This is a genomic window from Epilithonimonas arachidiradicis (assembly GCF_003610695.1).
Classification (GTDB): Bacteria; Bacteroidota; Bacteroidia; order Flavobacteriales; family Weeksellaceae; genus Epilithonimonas; species Epilithonimonas arachidiradicis.
The window spans coordinates 24015-43873 of record NZ_RAQH01000005.1 but is presented as its reverse complement, the minus strand read 5'-3'; the positions used below and the strand labels follow the sequence as shown (position 1 = coordinate 43873).

At 38.6% G+C, this 19859-nt stretch carries 11 protein-coding genes; 10 read left to right on the top strand and 1 reads right to left on the bottom strand.

Annotated elements, in window-relative coordinates:
- The first annotated feature begins 214 nt into the window (after positions 1–214).
- From BXY58_RS09555 to BXY58_RS09510, 10 genes are all read left to right on the top strand, one after another.
- Positions 215–2092, top strand: coding sequence for a rhamnogalacturonan lyase (locus tag BXY58_RS09555; RefSeq protein ID WP_120213640.1), 1878 nt, complete (start codon positions 215–217; stop codon positions 2090–2092).
- Positions 2093–2137: 45 nt separating this feature from the next.
- Positions 2138–3298 carry a glycoside hydrolase family 88/105 protein gene (locus tag BXY58_RS09550; protein ID WP_120213639.1) on the top strand — a complete coding sequence of 387 codons (1161 nt, stop codon included), beginning with the start codon at positions 2138–2140 and terminating at the stop codon, positions 3296–3298.
- Between the two features lie 299 nt (positions 3299–3597).
- The gene (locus tag BXY58_RS09545) at positions 3598–5271 is read left to right on the top strand and encodes a hypothetical protein (protein ID WP_147366830.1); all 1674 of its coding nucleotides are present in this window, start codon (positions 3598–3600) and stop codon (positions 5269–5271) included.
- 123 nt (positions 5272–5394) lie between these two features.
- On the top strand, positions 5395–6483 hold the full coding sequence (gene rhaT / locus BXY58_RS09540) for an L-rhamnose/proton symporter RhaT (RefSeq protein WP_120213637.1): 1089 nt from the start codon (positions 5395–5397) through the stop codon (positions 6481–6483).
- Between the two features lie 371 nt (positions 6484–6854).
- Positions 6855–9899 carry a SusC/RagA family TonB-linked outer membrane protein gene (locus BXY58_RS09535; protein WP_120213636.1) on the top strand — a complete coding sequence of 1015 codons (3045 nt, stop codon included), beginning with the start codon at positions 6855–6857 and terminating at the stop codon, positions 9897–9899.
- A gap of 20 nt (positions 9900–9919) precedes the next feature.
- The gene (locus tag BXY58_RS09530; RefSeq protein ID WP_120213635.1) at positions 9920–11989 is read left to right on the top strand and encodes a RagB/SusD family nutrient uptake outer membrane protein; all 2070 of its coding nucleotides are present in this window, start codon (positions 9920–9922) and stop codon (positions 11987–11989) included.
- Positions 11990–12150: 161 nt separating this feature from the next.
- A complete protein-coding gene (locus BXY58_RS09525) occupies positions 12151–14253 on the top strand; it encodes a bifunctional aldolase/short-chain dehydrogenase (protein ID WP_120213802.1) in 2103 nt (700 codons plus the stop codon).
- Between the two features lie 221 nt (positions 14254–14474).
- The gene (locus BXY58_RS09520; RefSeq protein WP_120213801.1) at positions 14475–15755 is read left to right on the top strand and encodes a sugar isomerase; all 1281 of its coding nucleotides are present in this window, start codon (positions 14475–14477) and stop codon (positions 15753–15755) included.
- Positions 15756–15978: 223 nt separating this feature from the next.
- A complete protein-coding gene (locus BXY58_RS09515; protein ID WP_120213634.1) occupies positions 15979–17364 on the top strand; it encodes an FGGY-family carbohydrate kinase in 1386 nt (461 codons plus the stop codon).
- Between the two features lie 81 nt (positions 17365–17445).
- Entirely contained in the window at positions 17446–18597 is a 1152-nt protein-coding gene (locus BXY58_RS09510; protein ID WP_120213800.1) for an alpha-hydroxy acid oxidase, read from the top strand.
- Between the two features lie 125 nt (positions 18598–18722).
- Here the strand turns inward: BXY58_RS09510 and BXY58_RS09505 are convergent, their stop codons facing one another.
- Entirely contained in the window at positions 18723–19769 is a 1047-nt protein-coding gene (locus tag BXY58_RS09505) for a GntR family transcriptional regulator (protein ID WP_120213633.1), read from the bottom strand.
- Positions 19770–19859 lie beyond the last annotated feature (90 nt).

Genomic DNA, 19859 nt, shown 5'->3' with positions numbered 1-19859 from the left:
GCCTTCCGCTCCCAATCTTTTTGTTCCGCTTTGCTACACAAAAAGGATTTCCGCTCAAGTCGGGCTGCGAGAGATTCTACTTAAAAATCCTTGTCAAGGTTCAAAACCTTGACAAGGATTAGAATCAATAACAATTAAATCAATAGAAACGGGCTTCAGCCCGTTTAAAAAAATGAGGTTTCAAATTCGGCTTTAGCCAAAACTTATAAGGTTTATGAAAATCAAATATATCTTCATTACATCCGCTATTTTTCTTTCGCAAACATTCTTTGCGCAAAGACAAATGGAGTACCTGAAAAGAGGAATCGTTGCGATTCCTGCAGAATCAGGCGTTTTTATAAGTTGGCGTTTGCTGGGAACGGAAGCTCAGAATACTCATTTTGATGTGTATCGCACAGAAAATAATCAGACCAAAAAGCTGAATGAAAAGCCGTTACTCAACGAAACCAATTTTTTAGATAAAACCGCTGACAAAGGAAAGAATTACACTTATTTCGTAAAATCAAATACGCAACATCAGGACGTTGACCAAGATTTTGCAAAGTACACAGCCAATCAAAAACCTTATTTTTCAATTCCATTGAAAACACCTGAAGGTTACACTCCGAATGACGCTTCAATTGCGGATTTAGATGGCGACGGCGAATACGAAATCATCCTTCATCAAACCGGAAGATCTCACGACAACAGTCAGAAAGGAGAAACAGATCCGCCGATTATTCAGGCTTATAAACTGAACGGACAGTTTTTGTGGGAAATCAATTTAGGTAAAAATATCAGGGAAGGAGCGCATTATACGCAGTTTTTGGTGTATGATTTAGATCAAGATGGGAAAGCGGAAATCGTGATGAAAACCGCCGACGGAAGCAAAGACGGAAAAGGAAAATTTATTGGAGATCCAACCAAAAATTACGTCAACGAAAACGGAATGATTCTTTCCGGACCGGAATTTCTAACGGTTTTTAATGGAGAAACAGGTGAAGAAATAAACACAGTCAATTATCAGGTTCCCAGATTTGCAGGAAGTTTAAATCCTACCAATGAAGAAATGACCGAAACTTGGGGCGACGCCAAAGGAAACCGCATCGACCGGTTTTTGGGAGCTGTCGCTTATCTCGACGGAAAAACGCCGAGTGTGATTATGTCGAGAGGTTATTACACGAGAACTGCGATTGCAGCCTGGGATTTTAAAGACGGAAAACTCAGTCTTCGCTGGCTTTTTGATACCGAAAGTTCAGAAGAAAACAAACAATACCGCGGACAGGGAAATCATAATCTGAGCATTGCCGATGTCGATAATGACGGAAAAGATGAAATTATTTTCGGAGCAATGACGGTTGATGATGACGGAAAAGTATTGAACAGCACAGGTTATGGTCACGGGGATGCTTTGCACGTTGGAGATTTGGATCCTTCAAATCCGGGATTGGAAATTTTTGATATTCAGGAGAGGTTTGATGATGCGGGAGCGCATTTCAGAGATGGGAAAACCGGAAAGGTTTTGTGGAAATTACCATCAACAGTTTACAGTCAGGCAAGTAAATTTCAGGGTCCGGGAAGAGGTTTGTCATTAAACATCGATCCCCGTTATGAAGGTTCGGAATGTTGGGCGACAGGAGCCGGATTGAAAGGAGTTTATAGCTCAAAAGGAAAAAAAATTAGCGATAAAAATCCACCTGCAAATATGGGGATTTATTGGGATGGTGATTTTTTGAGCGAAATCTTAGATGGAACGGTTGTTTCAAAATGGGACTGGAAAAAAGAGAAATCAAATGTGATGTTTGATGCTAAAAATTTCCAATGCGAATCGAATAACGGAACAAAGAAAAACCCGGGTCTGGTTGCCGATTTATTCGGAGATTGGAGGGAAGAAGTGATATATAGAACAGCCGATAATCAGGAATTAAGGATTTTCAGTACAACGATTCCGACAAAACATCGTTTGTATACTTTGATGCATAATCCTCAGTATCGATTGAGTATCGTCTGGCAAAATGTAGGATATAATCAACCGCCACATACGGATTATTATTTGGATGAATCGGTGAAAAGTGTTCCTAATCCGAACATTTTTAATGTAAAAGCAAAGTAATTATCATCAATTCAAAATCGACTTAATAAAAATAAAATAAATATAATGAAAAAGCTATTCACAACAGGTTTCTTGGTACTCATCATCGGAGGCTTAACTTCCTGTTCGGTTCAAAACCAGAGCACTGCATCAAAGGTTGAACTTCCTAACAAAAAAGAAGTTCTGGAAGTTTCAAGACGCGCCAATCAATACTTTATGAACAAGTGGCCCGACACTAAAAAAGAAATTGTCGGGAAAAAAGTCTGGCCCAGTAATCTTTGGACAAGAGCGGTTTACTACGAAGGTTTGATGGCTTTATATTCCGTAGACCCGAAAAAGGAATATTACGATTATGCAATGTCTTGGGCAAACAACCACAACTGGGAATTGCAGCGTGGAACATATACCCGAAATGCCGACCACCAAGCTTGCGGACAAACCTATATTGACCTTTACGAAATCGACGGAAAAAAAAATCCGGAAAGAATTAAAAACGTGAAAGCTGCGATGGACAGTATGATTGCGACCAATAAAGCGGATGATTGGTGGTGGATTGATGCACTTCAGATGTCGATGCCGATTTTCACAAAGTTGGGCAGAATCACTGGCGAGCAAAAATATTTTGACAAAAACTACGAAATGTATGCCCACACCAAATATAAAGAAGGTGGAAACGGTCTTTACAATCAGGCAGACAAAATCTGGTGGCGAGACAAAAGTTTTCTTCCACCGTACAAAGAACCGAATGGTGAAGACTGTTACTGGAGCCGTGGAAACGGTTGGGTAGTGGCGGCTTTGGCAAAAACACTTCACGACACTCCGAAAACTGACCCTCATTATCAGGAATATCTGCAGGATTACAAAGATTTGTTGGCGGCTTTGTTGCCGATTCAGCGGGAAGACGGTTTCTGGAATGTGAGTCTTCACGACCCGACGAATTTTGGCGGAAAAGAAACAACGGGAACGGCACTTTTTGTTTACGGAATGGCGTATGGCGTGAATAATAATTTAATCGACAGAGAGACATATCTTCCAGTTTTGGTAAAAGCGTGGAACGCTATGGTAAAAGATTCTGTTCAGCCGAACGGATTTTTAGGCTGGGTTCAGGGAACCGGAAAAGAACCGAAAGACGGCCAGCCATTAGCGGTAGATAAAGTCCCGGATTTTGAAGATTACGGTTTAGGTTGTTTTTTATTGGCCGGTAGTGAGGTTTATAAATTAAAATAATTAAGCATTAAATTAAATATCAATAGAATAAGGCTTTAGTTAAAACCAATAATAAGTTTTGATTAAAGCCTTTTTTAAATAACAATTGTATTCGGATTAAGTCCGTTCATTTTAAAAACAACAGTCTATGAATATTAAATCAATAGTATGCATTTATGGAAAATCCCAGATATGTTTCTCAATTTTTTAGAATTGAATTAAAAATCAGCCTGTTGCTTTTTTACTTAAAAGTTATTTTAATGTGGAATTTTTCGATTTTCAGGGTATGCACTTTAGCAATTTTTTTACTTTCAATTTCATTGATTAAATCACAGACTAACACTGATTTCACGATTATTGTTCCGGCATCCGACTTTGTAGATGAAATTCCGAAAGGAAATTATCTCACCAATGCGAAAGAGCAAAAACAGGAATGGCTGTTCAACAATACCGGTATTTTACTCAATTCTGAAACCAATTTAATGACCAAACTCACTGTTCCGGATACAGGCGATTATCATCTTTTTGTCCGAAGCAGTGGCAATGAAAAAAGCTCCTTCAAAGTAATTGTTAATGATCAAATTACTTCAGGAATTTTTGGACGTGATAAAATTAGTTGGCAGAATGGGGGTGTTTTTAAGCTGAGAAAAGGTATTAACGACATTAAAATTACCAGAATCCGTGGCGGAGCAATGGTCGATGTTTTGGCATTCAGTAAAAATCCGAATCTTAAAATTGAAGATATTCAGCAGAAACAGTTGAATGAAGATGTTGTTCTCATCAAAGAATATAAAATTCCGGAAAGCAATGCTGTGAAATTCGGTGATGTAAATGGCGACAGAAAAACAGATTTTCTGGTTTTGGAAAGAGATTTTTCAGCAACGGTTTATGACAATTCAGGAAAAGAACTTTGGCATTGGAAAGCGCCCGAAGAATATTCGAAGGAACGTTCTGAGTTCGAAGCACCGGGCGTTCTTTGGGATTTTGATAATGACGGAAGGGCAGAAGTTGCGCATTGGCGAATGATTGGAGGGAAAGAATTTCTCGTCATTGCCGACGGAATAACAGGGAGAATAAAGCATAAAACAGAATGGCCTACTCAGCCACTGCCACATGTTTACAATAATTTCCGTCTGGCGGTTGGAAAACTCACCAAAAACCGTCCGAATGAATTGGCCGTTTTTACCGATATGGGAAATACGATTAACATTACGGCTTATGATAATCGATTAAAAAAACTTTGGCAACATACCGAGAAGCGCAAAAAAGATAATCTCGGACATTATATTTATCCGATTGATTTGGACAAAGACGGCATTGATGAAGTTCTTGTCGGTTCACTTTTGCTGAATGCAAATGGAAAAGAAATCTGGAATAAATTTGATTTGCTGCCGGATAATCACGACCACGCCGACAGTTATAAGTTTGCTGACATCAATGGGGACGGCAAAACAGACCTCGTCACTGCCAACAGCGAAACTGGGATTTTTATCTATGATGGGATGACGGCAAACATCATCTGGCAGAATGTTGCAGAACATACGCAGCAGATTCAGGTTGGGAATTTTCTGAAAAATATGCCAGGATTGCAGGTCGTAGCAGGTGCAAGAACTTATGGCAACCGAAAGTTTGGAGAACCTTATCTCTCAAGTCAGTTATATTGGTTCAATCAGTCGGGAGATTTTCTGTTTAAATGGCCGGGAAACCCTGTCAACGGTAATCCTGATTTTGTAAAAGGCTATTGGAATGGTAGAACAGAACAACTTTTCTGGTACAAATTTCTGATTAATGACAACGGAAAAGGACAACTTTATTTTCCCGAACCGGTTTTTCATATGTTCGATTTTACGGGCAACGGTGCGGAAGAAGTGATAACACTGGGTTCAGGATATCTGAGGATTTGGGGTAGTAAATCTGCTGAAAAATCAGGAAAGGATAGAAAGAAAGATGAATTGTACCTGAAAAATACCGTGGTAAATCATACGCATTATTAAGATCATCAGCTTTTTCGGATTATTTTTATACATTTCTCAACTCTTTTTTTACTTTGCAGGACAGAACAAGATGCGCAATCGGTTTCGTCTTGTTAATTTTCAGATTCAACAATCAGATTAATTATGAATGCACTATTAGGCGTTATTTTCCATTTTTTAGGAGGCTTTTCATCAGGAAGCTTTTATTTACCTTATAAAAAAGTTAAAGGCTGGCAATGGGAAACATTCTGGTTAATCGGTGGTGTTTTTTCCTGGATTATTGTTCCGCCGCTGGCTGCATTTCTTACCATCCCTAATTTCTGGGCAATCATTCAGAATGAATCTTCATCCATTTTGGGACTCACATTTTTATTTGGAGCCCTTTGGGGAATTGGCGGTTTTATGTATGGTTTGGGCGTTCGTTATCTGGGCGTTGCGCTCGGAAGCAGTATTATGCTGGGCTTGACAATGGTCATCGGTTCGCTCGTTCCTTCTATTTATTACGAATTTTCTCCTGAGTCAGGAAAAGATAATATCGGATTAATGTTTTCAAATACTTGGGGACAGTTTGTTTTGCTCGGACTTTTAGTCTGCGTGGTTGGAATTATCATTAGCGGAAAAGCCGGAGTGATGAAAGACAAGGAACTTCAGACCGAATCTGTAGATCCACACGGTGTTCAGACAAAAACGGAATATAAATTCGGGTTAGGATTAACGGTTGCGATTATTTCAGGAGTTTTAAGTGCATGTTTCAATTTCGGTCTGGAAGCAGGAAAACCAATGGCATCTGTAGCCAACGAAGCCTGGAAACTGGCAAATCCTGGGCAGGGAGAATTTTTGTTCCAGAATAACGTAACGTATATCGTTGTCCTTTGGGGAGGAATGGCTTCCAATCTTATCGGTTGTCTTTATCTTTCATTTAAAAATAAATCTTATACCGATTATACCAAGAAAAATGTACCTGTTTTAAAAAATATCATTTTCTGTGCACTAGCGGGGACGATGTGGTTTTTACAATTTTTCTTCTACGGAATGGGAGAAAGCAAAATGGGGAACGGCCCAAGTTCGTGGATTCTTCATATGGCCTTTATCATTCTGATTGCCAATCTTTGGGGCGTGATCATCAAAGAGTGGAGAGGCGTTTCACGCAAAACCATTTCTACCATTATTGTCGGGATGCTTGTGATGTTTATTTCGATTCTGATTGTAGGATATGGTAACTCATTGAGATAAGAATACATAATGATAATCAATTTGAACAATTTTTTCTTATATATTGTATAAATGACTTATACAAATTCATTTTCAAATTAAATGAAAACTGAGCACTGATTTTTGTCAGTGTTCTTTTTTTATAATTAATGTAGATTTCAGAAAAATAATCCGAAAATTATTTATAAAATTAAAAATTGAAACAATTTTACATTAACAAATTTATTTTGAATATTTAAATATAATTCTCAATATTTTGAATATGTATTTAAAATAATCATTAGAAATTATGATAAATTATTAAATTAATAATGCAGGACAATGCAGGATGCCAAACTTTTCCTAACAATGTACTTTGGCAGTATTAATTTAATATTACTAAAAATTAACATATGTCTTTAATCATTAAACACAAAGCAATAAAGGGAATCGTTTTTCCGGCATTTTTGCTGTCCTCTGCTTTTCTTGCTGGTCAACAAGAGACTGTCAGCGATACTGCGAAGGTCAGTACCAAAGTTATTGATGAAGTGGTGGTCATCGGTTACGGAACGGTTAAGAAGTCTGACCTTACAGGTTCGGTTTCATCGGTTTCTGCGAAAGAGCTGGCAGCAACGCCAGCGATGAACGCTTTGCAGGCTTTACAGGGTAGAGCAGCAGGTCTTAACATTGTGACGGCAAGCGGTGCACCAGGTGCCAATGCCAATGTCACCATCCGTGGTGGTGCATCTATTACCCAGGGAACAGAACCTCTTTACATTGTGGACGGTTTCCAGTTGGATAATGCGCTTAATGTCATCAACCCGAACGATATCGAAAGTATTGATGTGTTGAAGGGCGCTTCTGCAATCGCTATATATGGTGCGCGTGGTTCCAATGGTATCATCGTTATCAAAACGAAAGGCGGGAAGAAGGGCAAAACGATTATTAACTATAATAATTTTACTTCATTCGATACATTGTCCAAAAAACTGGATATGATGTCCAACGCAGAAGATTATGTAAAGTATCAGTACGAGATGGCTAACCTGGCTGGCAGAACGGCTCAGTGGAGCAATTATTTCGATAATAATCTTCCACCGGAAACTCCGGGTTTCTACACAGGTGTTTTTAACAGAATTAATGAAAGATATGCTAATGCACCTACGCTGGACTGGCAGAAGAAAATGCTTGGCGGTTCGGGTTTGACTACGAACCATAACTTCAATTTTTCTGTAGGAACGGAAAAGACACAGGCTTTCGTAAGTTATAACTATAACAAGCAGGATGGTTTGTTGAGTAATTTTAGCGAGACCAGAAACTCGTTGAGAACCAACATTACTTCTGAGTTGTATAAAGGGATTAGAGTAGATTTCAATTCTGTGTTCAACACCAATTCATTGAATGGTGGCGGAGCTTACTCCGGGATGAAGAAGATTTTGCTTCAGCCGATAAGCGGTGGGACACGTTTCAGTCTGGATCAGCTTTTCAATACACAGACTTACGGCGATTTTACAGCGTTGGATCCAAGTTTTGATACAGAAAACCCGTTTGTGGAGCTTCAGGCTTCTACATCTAACGCCCGCACCAGAAACTTCGTAGCCAACACAGGTTTGGAAATCGATTTCCTGAAGAATTTCACATTCAGAACGGCGGGACAATATAATTGGAGAAGCGTTAAGTCTACATCTTTCTCCGATGAAAATTCAAGAGCCAATCTTACAGACCCTACGACTACGGGAATCAACGGAAAAATCGGAAACAGCGAATCTTACGGCTATCAGATTACCAATACTGTAACTTATAACAATACATTCGGTGATAAGCATAAATTGAATGCCTTAATTGGTCAGGAACTCGTGTATTCTCAGTCAGAAAGTAATAATATGACTTTGATAAAATTCCCTTTTCCTAACTTCGGATTAGATGATATTTCTACAGCAACAGTTTCCGATAAATCAACCGACAGAAGCAGTACAAGTCTTTTGTCTTACTTCGGAAGGGTAACTTACAATTATGATGACAGATATCTACTAACTGCCACAGTGAGAAGAGATGGTTCTTCGAAATTTGGAGAGAAAAATAAATGGGGCTTTTTCCCATCAGTAGCTGCTGCCTGGAGAACTTCGCAAGAAAGCTTTTGGCAGAATTCTAAAATCAATAATGTGATTAATGATTTGAAATTCAGAGTGGAATATGGTGTGACAGGGAATAACGATATCGGAAATAATCTTTTTCTGACGACTTATTCCATCACGGATTATCCAATGAACAATACACCAGGAACGCCTGCTTATGTTACAAGTTCCAATCTTGGAAATCCTTTTCTAAAGTGGGAAGAACTGAAATCCACTAACATTGGAGTAGATTTGGCATTATTCAACAGCAGAATCAGACTAACGTCCGAGTGGTATAACAACAATGTGAGTGATATGCTTTTGCAGGCCGTTCTTCCGGCATCATCGGGCTACTCCAGACAATATCAGAATATTGGTAATATGAGAAACCGTGGTATCGAGTTTACATTGAACACGATTAACTGGAGGTCAGAAAATTTTAGATGGTCTACAGATTTTAACATTGGTCATAACCGTTCCAAAGTACTTTCATTAGAGCGAGGAAGAGACTCCAGAACTTTCAGTGTTGGAAGTAACAGAGCTGGTGTGGTAACGTATTATGCAACGGTTGGTGAGCAGCTTGGAGAGATGTACGGTTATGTTTACCAGGGAATCTATACAACAGATGATTTTATCCAGAACGCCAACGGTTCATTGACTCTTAAAGATGGAGTGGTAAAACCGGCGACTGGAACACCAAAGCCTGGAGACATCAAGTTTGCAGCAGATAACGAAGCAGGAGATCAGTTTACAAGAAAGATGGTAAAGATTGGTGATGCAACGCCTGATTTCATTGGGGGTATCAGTAATAATTTTTCATACAAAGGTTTTGACTTGGCTGTATTTATGAAATTCAGTGTTGGTGGTGATGTTTACAATGCAACAAAGCATAGCTTAAGTCCTTACGCTTTGTTTCAAAATGTCCCATCAGAATTTGGAAATAATTTCTATCATCTGATTGATCCGAATACGGGACAGCAAACAATGAATCTGGCAAGGTTGAAAGAACTTAATCCTAATGAAGATTCAAGACTTTGGAGCCTTAGTAACACCAATACACAGACCATTACATATCCGTCATCCTATTATGTAGAAGATGGTTCCTATCTTAGAATTGCCCAGTTGACTTTAGGCTATTCTTTACCGAAAAACTTCCTTAGAGACATTATGGTGACCAATGCCAGAATCTATGTTACCGTTAATAACTTGGCTACAATAACAGGTTATTCGGGCTTTGACCCGGAGGTTTCTGCAGCAAGTGGTGTGGCTGTGACGCCTGGCTATGACAGTTCTACTTATCCAAGGTCCAGAAGTTATGTACTTGGAATTAACTTAACATTTTAATTTTTTTAAATTGATTTAAAATGAAAAATATATTTAACCAACATAAATTTTTAAAGAAGACAGTCCTATTGTCCTCAATGGTTTTAGCTGTTTTAGCAACCAATTCCTGTAATGAAGATTTTCTGGACCAGCCAGCTTACAATACAACAGATGCAGATGTGGTTTTTCAAAATCTACAGACCGCCGAGATGTTCGTATTGGGATGTTACAGAGGTCTGGTTCCGACAGAAATGTTCTATCAGCTGGGCGCCGGTGACACAGTGAACCATTCTGTTGAAGCGCTCAATAATTCAAAATATAATGTTTGTAATTACAATTATGACGCTTACACACCATTTACGGTAACAGGGATTTACTCTGCAATGTATGCTGTTATTGAGCGTACCAATATTGCAGTTTATCAATTAGGCAAAATGCCCGCAAGTGAAAAGCGCGACGCCCTGATTGGCGAGGCTAAGTCTATCCGCGCATTTTGTTATTATAACCTGATTCGGATTTATGGCGATGTTCCTTCGGTGTTCGAGCCATTGGAGACATTAGATCCGAATGATGAAAATACATTCTACCCAAAACGTGCTTCACGTGACGAAATCTATGACAGGATTGTAGGTGATTTGCAGGAAGCAGCTGTGACTGTTCCTACTTTAGCCGCCAGCGGTTTCGGAACTACAGAGCGCTTGTCAAAAGAAGGAATCAACGCACTTTTAGCTAAAGTTGCACTTTACGCTGCTGGATATTCATTACGTTGGGAGTTGAACACATCCAATCCGGGTGTGGTTTCCCGTCGTTCAGACAATGCGAGAGTTAGGGAACTTTACCAAATTGCAGATAATGCTTGCGCAGCAGTAATTAACGGTGGAACAAAAAGTCTTGTTCAAAGTCAAAGCGGAAAAAGTGGCTTTGAAGCTTTATGGTTTAACTTTGACCGCAGAAATTTTGCTGCAGTCAATTCCGAAATGCTTTGGCATGTGGCATCATTAGGTCAGAATACCAATTCAGCATTCCAGGTTTATGCACATCCTGGATATAAGAATGGGGTATTCGGTTCTCGTTCTTCTCAACAAATGATATTACCATCTTACTATCTTTCATTCGACCAAAATGATACACGTAGAGATGTCACTTGTACTTCTTACAGTGTTTATTTCCTGGAAGCTGGAGCTGCAGGTGATACTTTCGTAGATGTAGGAACTACTTATTCTGCAATAATGCCAGGCAAATTCAGATTATCCTGGTGTGTTGAACCGCAGGCTGCTGCTGACAGAAACCTTAATATTCCATTGTTGAGATATGCTGATGTTCTATTGATGTATGCAGAGACTCAAAATTATCTTAATAATGGTCCTACAGCTGCTGCTAATGCTGCTTTGACAGCCGTGCGTACAAGGGCTGGTATTGGATCATTGCCTTTACCATCCGGACAAGCCGATTTTTTAAAAGCGATTGTTCAGGAAAGAAAATGGGAATTTGCCGGCGAGTTTATGTTAAGAACAGACCTTATCAGAACCAATAGCTTAACAACTGAAATCGAAGCTACGAGACAGGATATGAAAGATCTGACCAGAAGACTTGGAAAATATGCAAATGTTGCTACTTACAGATTGTACAAATTCCATAAAAATTCGCAGGTGTATGGTGATCCGTTTTTAGCTTTACCGTACATTGACATAACTGACCCATCGGAAATTGCCACCATCAAAAATGTTCCTACCAACTCAGCAAATTATGCAGCTTACCAAACAGCATTGAGAGCGATTGTGGCTGCGCACGGACAGCCAACTTCAACGGACGATAAATGGTATCCTACACAAATGTTCGAGGCTTATACCAGCACATTTAACGGGAATGCGAGGAAAGCTGTAGGATTTGGCGCGGGATTCAACGTTTTGGGAATGGGTAACAATATGTATTCTAAGCCTTTTGGTTATGTCGAGAATGGGAATGCATATCCAGGTTGGGTAGAATCTGCTAATGATGGTTTATTCTTTGGATTCCAAACCAATAAAACAGAATTGTTGCCATTTGCAGCAGCCTCTGCAGGACACCCAATGATAGATAACCCAAACCTAACCCAATTGCCAGGCTATTAATCTTTTACAAATTAGGAAAGGTTGGATTTAATCTCAATCATCTTCGTTTTAATGTTGATTGTTATTTAAATTAACTTTAAATCTAGGATTCATCAGTATAGTACGGGATGCCGTTGACAATCCAACCTTCTAATTTTGAAGAAAAATTTAGAAATATAATAATGGAAAAAGTAAAAACATTCAAATACGTAGACTATTTGTGGGATGATGAAAAAGCAGCATCTTTCGGAGATGACCAGGTTGCTTTATTTTTATACCGTTCAAACATCTTGGGAGCAGACCTTAGAATCACCAATTATGGAGGCGGAAACACAAGCTGTAAAACCATCGAGAAAGACCCTTTAACGAATGAAGATGTTGAGGTAATGTGGGTAAAAGGTTCAGGTGGTGACATCGGAACGCTGACGAGAAAAGGGATTGCTGGTTTGTACACAGAAAGATTGAGAAATCTTAAAAATGTATACGAAGGTTTGGCAGACGAAGACAGAATGGTTGGCCTTTTCAATCACTGTATTTATGATTTGGACAGCAAAGCGCCTTCTATTGATACGCCACTTCACGGACTTCTTCCATTCAAACATATCGATCACCTTCACCCGGATGCTTTAATTGCCGTAGCTGCAGCAAAAGACAGTCAGGCGGTAACTAAAGAAATCTGGGGCGATACAATGGGGTGGGTTCCTTGGCAAAAACCAGGTTTTGACTTAGGTTTACAGTTAGAAAAATGTTTAAACGATAATCCTGGAATCAGAGGAATCGTTTTGGGAAGTCACGGTCTGTTCACTTGGGGAGACACTTCTTACGAATCTTATATCAACAGTTTGGAAGTTATCGAAATGGCTTCTGAATATATCGCTAAAAAAATCGAAGAAAAAGGTCAGGTTTTTGGCGGACAAAAAGTAGAATCTTTACCAGCTGACGAACGTAAAGAAAAAGCAGCTCAGATTATGCCTTTACTAAGAGGTTTAGCTTCTTCCGAAAACAGAATGGTGGGTCATTTCACAGACAGCGATGTGGTGTTGGAATACATCAATAGTAACGACTTGGAAAGATTGGCTCCTCTTGGAACCTCTTGTCCAGATCACTTTTTAAGAACTAAGATTCAACCTTTAGTTTTAACCTTAGATAAAAACGAAGATTTAACAGATTCTAAAGCGATTTTAGAAAAATTAAATCCACTTTTCGAGCAATACAGACAGGAATACAAAGACTATTACGAAACTTGTAAGCATCCAAACAGCCCTGCAATGCGTGATCCGAATCCGGTGATTATCATTTATCCGGGAGTGGGAATGTTCAGTTTCTCGAAAGATAAGCAAACAACACGTGTTGCAAGTGAATTCTACGTCAATGCAATCAACGTAATGAGAGGTGCAGAAGCCATTTCTGAATACACTTCATTACCAAGACAGGAAGCGTTCGACATCGAATATTGGTTATTGGAAGAAGCAAAACTTCAGAGAATGCCGAAAGAAAAGCCATTATCAAGAAAAGTGGCAATCGTAACCGGAGCCGGAGGTGGAATCGGACAGGCAATTGCTGATAAAATGGTTGCTGAAGGGGCAGTTGTCGTTTATACCGATTTAAATACAGAAGCGGTAGAATCTGCAACTTCAAAATACAACAAAGATCAGGCGGTTGCTGTTCAGTGTGATGTAACGAGCGAAGAAGCGATTGCCAATGCTTTCAAAGAAACAGTTTTGGCTTTCGGTGGAGTAGATATTATCGTTCATTCAGCTGGTTTGGCGATTTCTAAATCGTTGGAAGACACGACCACAAAAGACTGGGATTTACTGGAAAATGTTTTGGTAAAAGGTCAGTTCCTAATGTCAAAAAGCGGTGTCGAAATTATGAAAAAGCAAAATTTAGGTGGCGACATTGTAAATATTGCAAGTAAAAATGGTTTGGTTGCGGGCCCAAATAACGTGGCTTACGGAACGGCAAAAGCAGCGCAACAGCATATGACGAGACTATTGGCGGCAGAATTGGCAGCAGATAAAATCCGTGTGAATGTGGTAAATCCTGACGGCGTAATCGTTGGAAGCAAAATCTGGGAAGGTTCTTGGGCAGAAGGCCGTGCAAAAGCAAACGGAATCACCGTTGAAGAATTGCCTGCATTTTACGCAAAAAGAAATCTTTTAAACGAAATCATTCTTCCGGAAGATATCGCCAACGGAGTGTTTGCGTGTGTTGCGATTTTAGATAAAAGTACAGGAAATATCATCAATGTAGACGGCGGAATGGCAAATGCATTCCCAAGATAATTATTTATAAATATTTTTTATTTGGGCAGCTTTATCCGCCCTCCGTTCCCGCTTTTTTGTCTCCGCTTCGCTACGACAAAAAGAGCTCCACTCAGGTCGGGCTGCGAGCGATTTCGAAAGCAATTGAAGAAACGAAAATAAAATATTTAGTACTAATTTAGACAATAAATTTATCCTTGTCAAGGTTCAAAACCTTGACAAGGATAATCAAAAATCAAAATATGATTATAGGAAAAGATATCATTGAACAAAACAATAAAAGCGAGGTTGAAAATTTCAATTCAGACTACGCTTATTTATCAGATAAATTAACAAAATCAGGAGCCAACGTTTCTGAAATTGTCAACAAAATTGCTGACTTCCAAGTAGCAATTCCAAGTTGGGCTTTGGGAGCAGGCGGAACACGTTTCGGAAGATTTTCTTACGGCGGCGAACCCTCTTCTTTAGAACAAAAATTAGATGATGTAGGATTAATTCACGCTTTAACACATTCTGCAGGAGCTATTTCATTACATATTCCTTGGGATATTCCGAGTGATGTTGCAGCGATTAAAGAAAAAGCAGCTTCTCACGGATTGATTTTCGATGCAATGAATTCAAACACATTCCAGGATCAGCCGAACGCAAAACAATCGTACAAATTTGGTTCGTTAAATGCGGTAAATGAAGATGCAAGAGCTTACGCAGTAGAGCATAACAAAGAAGTCATCAGAATCGGGAAAGAATTAGACTCAAAAAGTTTAACCGTTTGGTTGGCGGACGGAGCAAGTTTTCCGGGACAATTAAATTTCCAGACAGCTTTGTCAAAAACCGAACAGAGTTTAAAAGAAATCTACGCAGGAATGCCGGAAGACTGGAAATTATTCATCGAATATAAACCATACGAACCGAATTTCTATTCAACAACCATCCAGGATTGGGGAACTTCGTTTATGTTAGCAAATGCTTGTGGTGACAGAGCGTATACTTTGGTAGATTTAGGTCACCATTTACCAAACTCAAACATCGAACAAATCGTTGCAACCTTGATGTACAAAGGTAAATTAGGAGGTTTCCATTTCAACGACAGCAAATATGGAGATGATGATTTAACGGTAGGTTCAATCAAACCTTATGCATTATTCCTAATTTTCAACGAATTGGTGTACGGAATCGAGAACAATCCTCAAAACCCTTATCCGGCTTGGATGATCGATGCGAGTCATAACATAAAAGATCCTTTGGAAGATTTAATTCAGTCTTTGGAAGCGATTCTAATTGCTTATGCACAGGCTCTTTTGGTCGACCAAAAAGCATTGAAAGATGCTCAATTGAACAATGACGTAGTTCGTGCACAGGAAATTTTGCAGAATGCTTACAGAACAGACGTGCGTCCATTATTAAAAGCGGCAAGATTACAGACAGGTGCTGCATTAGACCCAATTGCAGCGTACAGAAACCTTAAAGTAAGAGAAACATTAATCTCCGAAAGAGGTCTGAATGTAAAAGCAACAGGATTATAAAGTCCTACCTAATATGATAGAAATAACTTTCATCTTATAATTTGAAAGTTTGAAAAATAAACCACTTATTTTTATTTTAATTAAGGGTGTTTAGGATACTAAGTTTCACTAGTAATGATTTTCCTTAATTCTAAACACTCCTTAATTGTTTTTAATTTGAAAGCATAAGATTCGGAAATTCCATTTTTATACTTTCATACAATTATTAAATTCATTTTCAGGAATGTCCAAAAAGAAAGTAACCATCGTATTTGATATTGGAAAGACCAATAAAAAATTCTTTTTATTTGATAAGAATTATCAAGAAGTTGTTAGGGAATATACAGAATTGCCTCTGACAACGGACGAAGATGGTTATCCCACAGAAGATCTTCCGGCTTTGCAAAATTGGATCAAAGAAAATTTTCATAACATCCTTGAAAATGATGAATATGAAGTAAAAGCTATTAATTTTTCGACGTACGGAGCAAGTTTTGTACATCTGGATCAAAAAGGAAATGTTCTCACTCCTTTATACAATTACACAAAACCAATGGATCAGGAGATTCTTGATCTGTTCTATGAAAAGCACGGTGACAAATTGAAAATTTCCCGTGAAACAGCTTCTCCACAAGCAGGAATGTTGAATTCCGGTTTACAGTTGTTTTGGTTAAAATATAAGCATCCTGAAGTTTTTAAGAAAATCCGTTACAGTCTGCATTTGCCACAATATTTATCCTATTTATTTACGGGAATTTGTGTGTCGGAATTTACTTCAATCGGCTGTCATACCAATCTTTGGGATTATGATAAAAATGATTACCACAATTGGGTTTATGAAGAAGAAATTGATGTTTTGTTACCACCAATTGTACCAACTTCTGCGAGTATAAATACGTCTTACAGAAATAAAAAAATTAAAATTGGTGTTGGGATCCACGATAGTTCTTCAGCATTGTTGCCATACATTTTAAGTAAAAAAGAACCGTTTTTATTGTTATCAACAGGAACCTGGAGCATTTCTCTCAATCCTTTTAACGATGAAAGTCTGACTGATGATGACATCGAAAATAATTGTCTCAATTATATGCGAATCGACGGAAAACGTGTGAAAGCTTCTCGTTTTTTTATGGGAAATGAATATAGGATTCAGGTTGAGAAGTTGTGTGCTTACTATGGCAAAGAATATGGGGCTCACAGAGAAGTTCAGTTTGACCAGGATTTGTATCTGCATTTGATGAAGCACAAAGCGGTTTATTTCCGTTTCGAAGGTATTATTTTGAAAAGAAAAATGATTACAGAAACCGACCTGAATTCGTTTTCAACATTTGAAGAAGCTTATCATCAACTGATGATAGAACTGATGGATTTACAGATTCACACAATAACGAATGCTATTGGAAACTCAGAAATCAAAAATATTTATATCGATGGCGGATTCACGGATAATGATGTCTTTATGAAACTGATGTCGCATCATTTCCAGCATTACAATGTGATGTCCACGCATTCTCCGCTTGGGTCAGCTTTGGGTGCTTCGATGGTCATCTCGAACAAAAAAATAGACGAAACATTTCTACAGCAACATTATCAGATGAAAGTGCTTCAACCGTTAATTTTTAATTTATAAATTTTGTTGTTGGTTGATAGTTGTCAGTTGATAGCAAATCTCAAAAACCAACAACAATCAACCAACAACCACCAACCAATTATGTCATTTCCATTTGATACCAAATATGCATCGCTTGAACTTTTAATTGAAAAGGCAAAAAAAAGAATGCCTCGTTTCGCTTTCGAATATCTGGATGGCGGTTGTAATGAGAATATCAACCGGGATAGAAATACAACTGAATTAAGAGAAGTCTTACTTCGTCCGCGCTATTTGGATAACAATTTTGCTGAAGCCAATATGGAAACGGAATTATTTGGTGTCAAATATTCTGCACCATTCGGGATTTCACCTGTTGGATTGCAAGGTTTGATGTGGCCCAATGCTCCGGAGATTTTGGCGAAAGCCGCTTTCAAACATAATATTCCATTCATTCTAAGTACCGTTACGACAAGCAGTATCGAAAGAATTGCTGAATTGACCGAAGGAAAAGCGTGGTATCAGTTATATCATCCAAGAGAAGAATGGTTACGTGACGACATTCTCAACCGTTGCGAAGCTTCTGGTTATGATGTGCTTTGCGTATTGTCCGATGTTCCGACGTTTGGTTACAGAGCCAAAGAAATCAGAAACGGTTTGGCGATGCCTCCACAATTGAATTTCAGAAATGTTTCTCAGGCTTTGGCAAAACCTCAATGGTGTCTTGAAATGCTGAAACACGGTGTTCCGAGTTTCAAAACGATGGAGAAATATATGGACAAGAATATGAACGTGAAACAGTTGGGACAGTTTATGAACTCGACTTTTTCCGGCAGATTGAATTCAGATAGATTAAAACAAATCCGTGATAAATGGAAGGGAAAATTGGTGATTAAAGGTGTTGCTTCCGATGAAGATGCGGCGGAAGCTGTTCGTCTTGGTTTCGACGGAATGATTATTTCCAACCACGGTGGAAGGCAGTTGGACGCTGGGGAATCTACAATTGCTGTGGTGAAAGAAATCAGTGAAAAATATAAAAATCAAATCAAAGTAATGATGGATAGCGGTGTAAGAACCGGTCCTGATGTGGCACGTGCCTTGAGTTGTGGCGCCGAATTTACCTTTATGGGCAGAACGTTTATGTACGCAGTTGGTGCTTTAGGAGAAAAAGGCGGTGATCATATTATCGAGATGCTCAAGATGCAATTCCGACAAGTGATGGAACAGGTTTGCTGTGAGAAACCGGAAGATTTACAAAATTTCAGAGTAAAATAGTTGTTTGTTTAAGTTTTACTTGAAAAGAACGGACTTTTGTAGTTCGTTTTTTTGTATATATCTTTTTTGAAATTTTGTCCTCAATACTTTTGTGAAAATCTTTTGTGACTTTTGTGGTTTAATCGCTACAAGGATTCCCTTTCAATAAATTTGAAAACATTATTCACCTGTTCTTTTTTATTCTTCAAAACCATATAAGCTGCAGACTCCGCCATCGCTTTGAAATCCGTTGTGACGACGGTGATGCCCAATAGTTCTTTCAGCGGTGTTTCGTTATAGGAAATGATGCCAATGTCTTCACCCAATTTCAGATTTTTCTGTCTGATTTGCTTAACGAGATTTACCAAATCTCTTTCCTGAATGGTGATGAAAAGGTCTTTGTCCTGCAACTCCATATCAGGATAAATTTCGTCCAATATTTCGTAATCCAGTTTATAATCTTTGCAGAATTTCTCAAACCCGTGAACAATGCGGAAAGGGTAGGGATGAACCGACTTTGCAGGATAAACAAGGATCAGTTTTTCATATTTTTTTATTTTTTCGAGGCCTTCCTTCAGTGCATTGTAAATGTCGTGTTCAAAATCCTGGAAAATCGTTCCGTATTCGCCGGAGATGTTCGGTTTGGTATTATCCAGAAGCAGAAGTTTGTTCTTCGGTATTTTTTCGATGATGTCAATAACTTCTTTTGTAGAGCTGGTATGCTTGGAGTTTTCGTCGCGGAAGTGAGGCATTATCACATAATAATCATAGACGCCGAGATTCTTTTTCAAGGCATTGATGAAGAGTGTTTCGTCGCAGTGGTAAATATACATTTCCACATTGCCTTTGCTCCCAATCGCATCCACAAAATAATTATAAATCATCATTTTGTAAGTACTGGACTTATTAATCAGGAAAAAAATGTTGATGCTGTCGCTCTTATTGATTCTCGAGATATAGTAGCCTTTTCCTTTTACAGACTCGATAATCTGCCTTTTTCTCAGTTCTTTATAAGCTTTTTCTACAGTGTCTCTGGAGAGAAAGCAGGATTCGCTGAGCTCATTAATAGACGGGATTTTTTCCCCGATTTTGATGTCTCCAGCGTCAATTCCGTTGAGTATAGAGTCCACAATCTGTTTGTATTTTGGCACTCTGGAACTTTCATTAATATGAACTTCGAATATTTCAGACATCGGATTAAGCAATGATAATTATGTGTTTATGAATTAAATTGAGTTATTAGTGTTTCAAAATCTAAGACAAGTTACAAATTTTATATCAAT

What these genes read in the sequence shown, in the direction of transcription:
- BXY58_RS09555 (WP_120213640.1), top strand. Translation starts at nt 215, where the DNA reads ATGAAAATCAAATATATCTTCATTACATCCGCTATTTTTCTTTCGCAA.
- BXY58_RS09550 (WP_120213639.1), top strand. Translation starts at nt 2,138, where the DNA reads ATGAAAAAGCTATTCACAACAGGTTTCTTGGTACTCATCATCGGAGGC.
- rhaT (WP_120213637.1), top strand. Translation starts at nt 5,395, where the DNA reads ATGAATGCACTATTAGGCGTTATTTTCCATTTTTTAGGAGGCTTTTCA.
- BXY58_RS09535 (WP_120213636.1), top strand. Translation starts at nt 6,855, where the DNA reads ATGTCTTTAATCATTAAACACAAAGCAATAAAGGGAATCGTTTTTCCG.
- BXY58_RS09530 (WP_120213635.1), top strand. Translation starts at nt 9,920, where the DNA reads ATGAAAAATATATTTAACCAACATAAATTTTTAAAGAAGACAGTCCTA.
- BXY58_RS09525 (WP_120213802.1), top strand. Translation starts at nt 12,151, where the DNA reads ATGGAAAAAGTAAAAACATTCAAATACGTAGACTATTTGTGGGATGAT.
- BXY58_RS09520 (WP_120213801.1), top strand. Translation starts at nt 14,475, where the DNA reads ATGATTATAGGAAAAGATATCATTGAACAAAACAATAAAAGCGAGGTT.
- BXY58_RS09515 (WP_120213634.1), top strand. Translation starts at nt 15,979, where the DNA reads ATGTCCAAAAAGAAAGTAACCATCGTATTTGATATTGGAAAGACCAAT.
- BXY58_RS09510 (WP_120213800.1), top strand. Translation starts at nt 17,446, where the DNA reads ATGTCATTTCCATTTGATACCAAATATGCATCGCTTGAACTTTTAATT.
- BXY58_RS09505 (WP_120213633.1), bottom strand. Translation starts at nt 19,769, where the DNA reads ATGTCTGAAATATTCGAAGTTCATATTAATGAAAGTTCCAGAGTGCCA.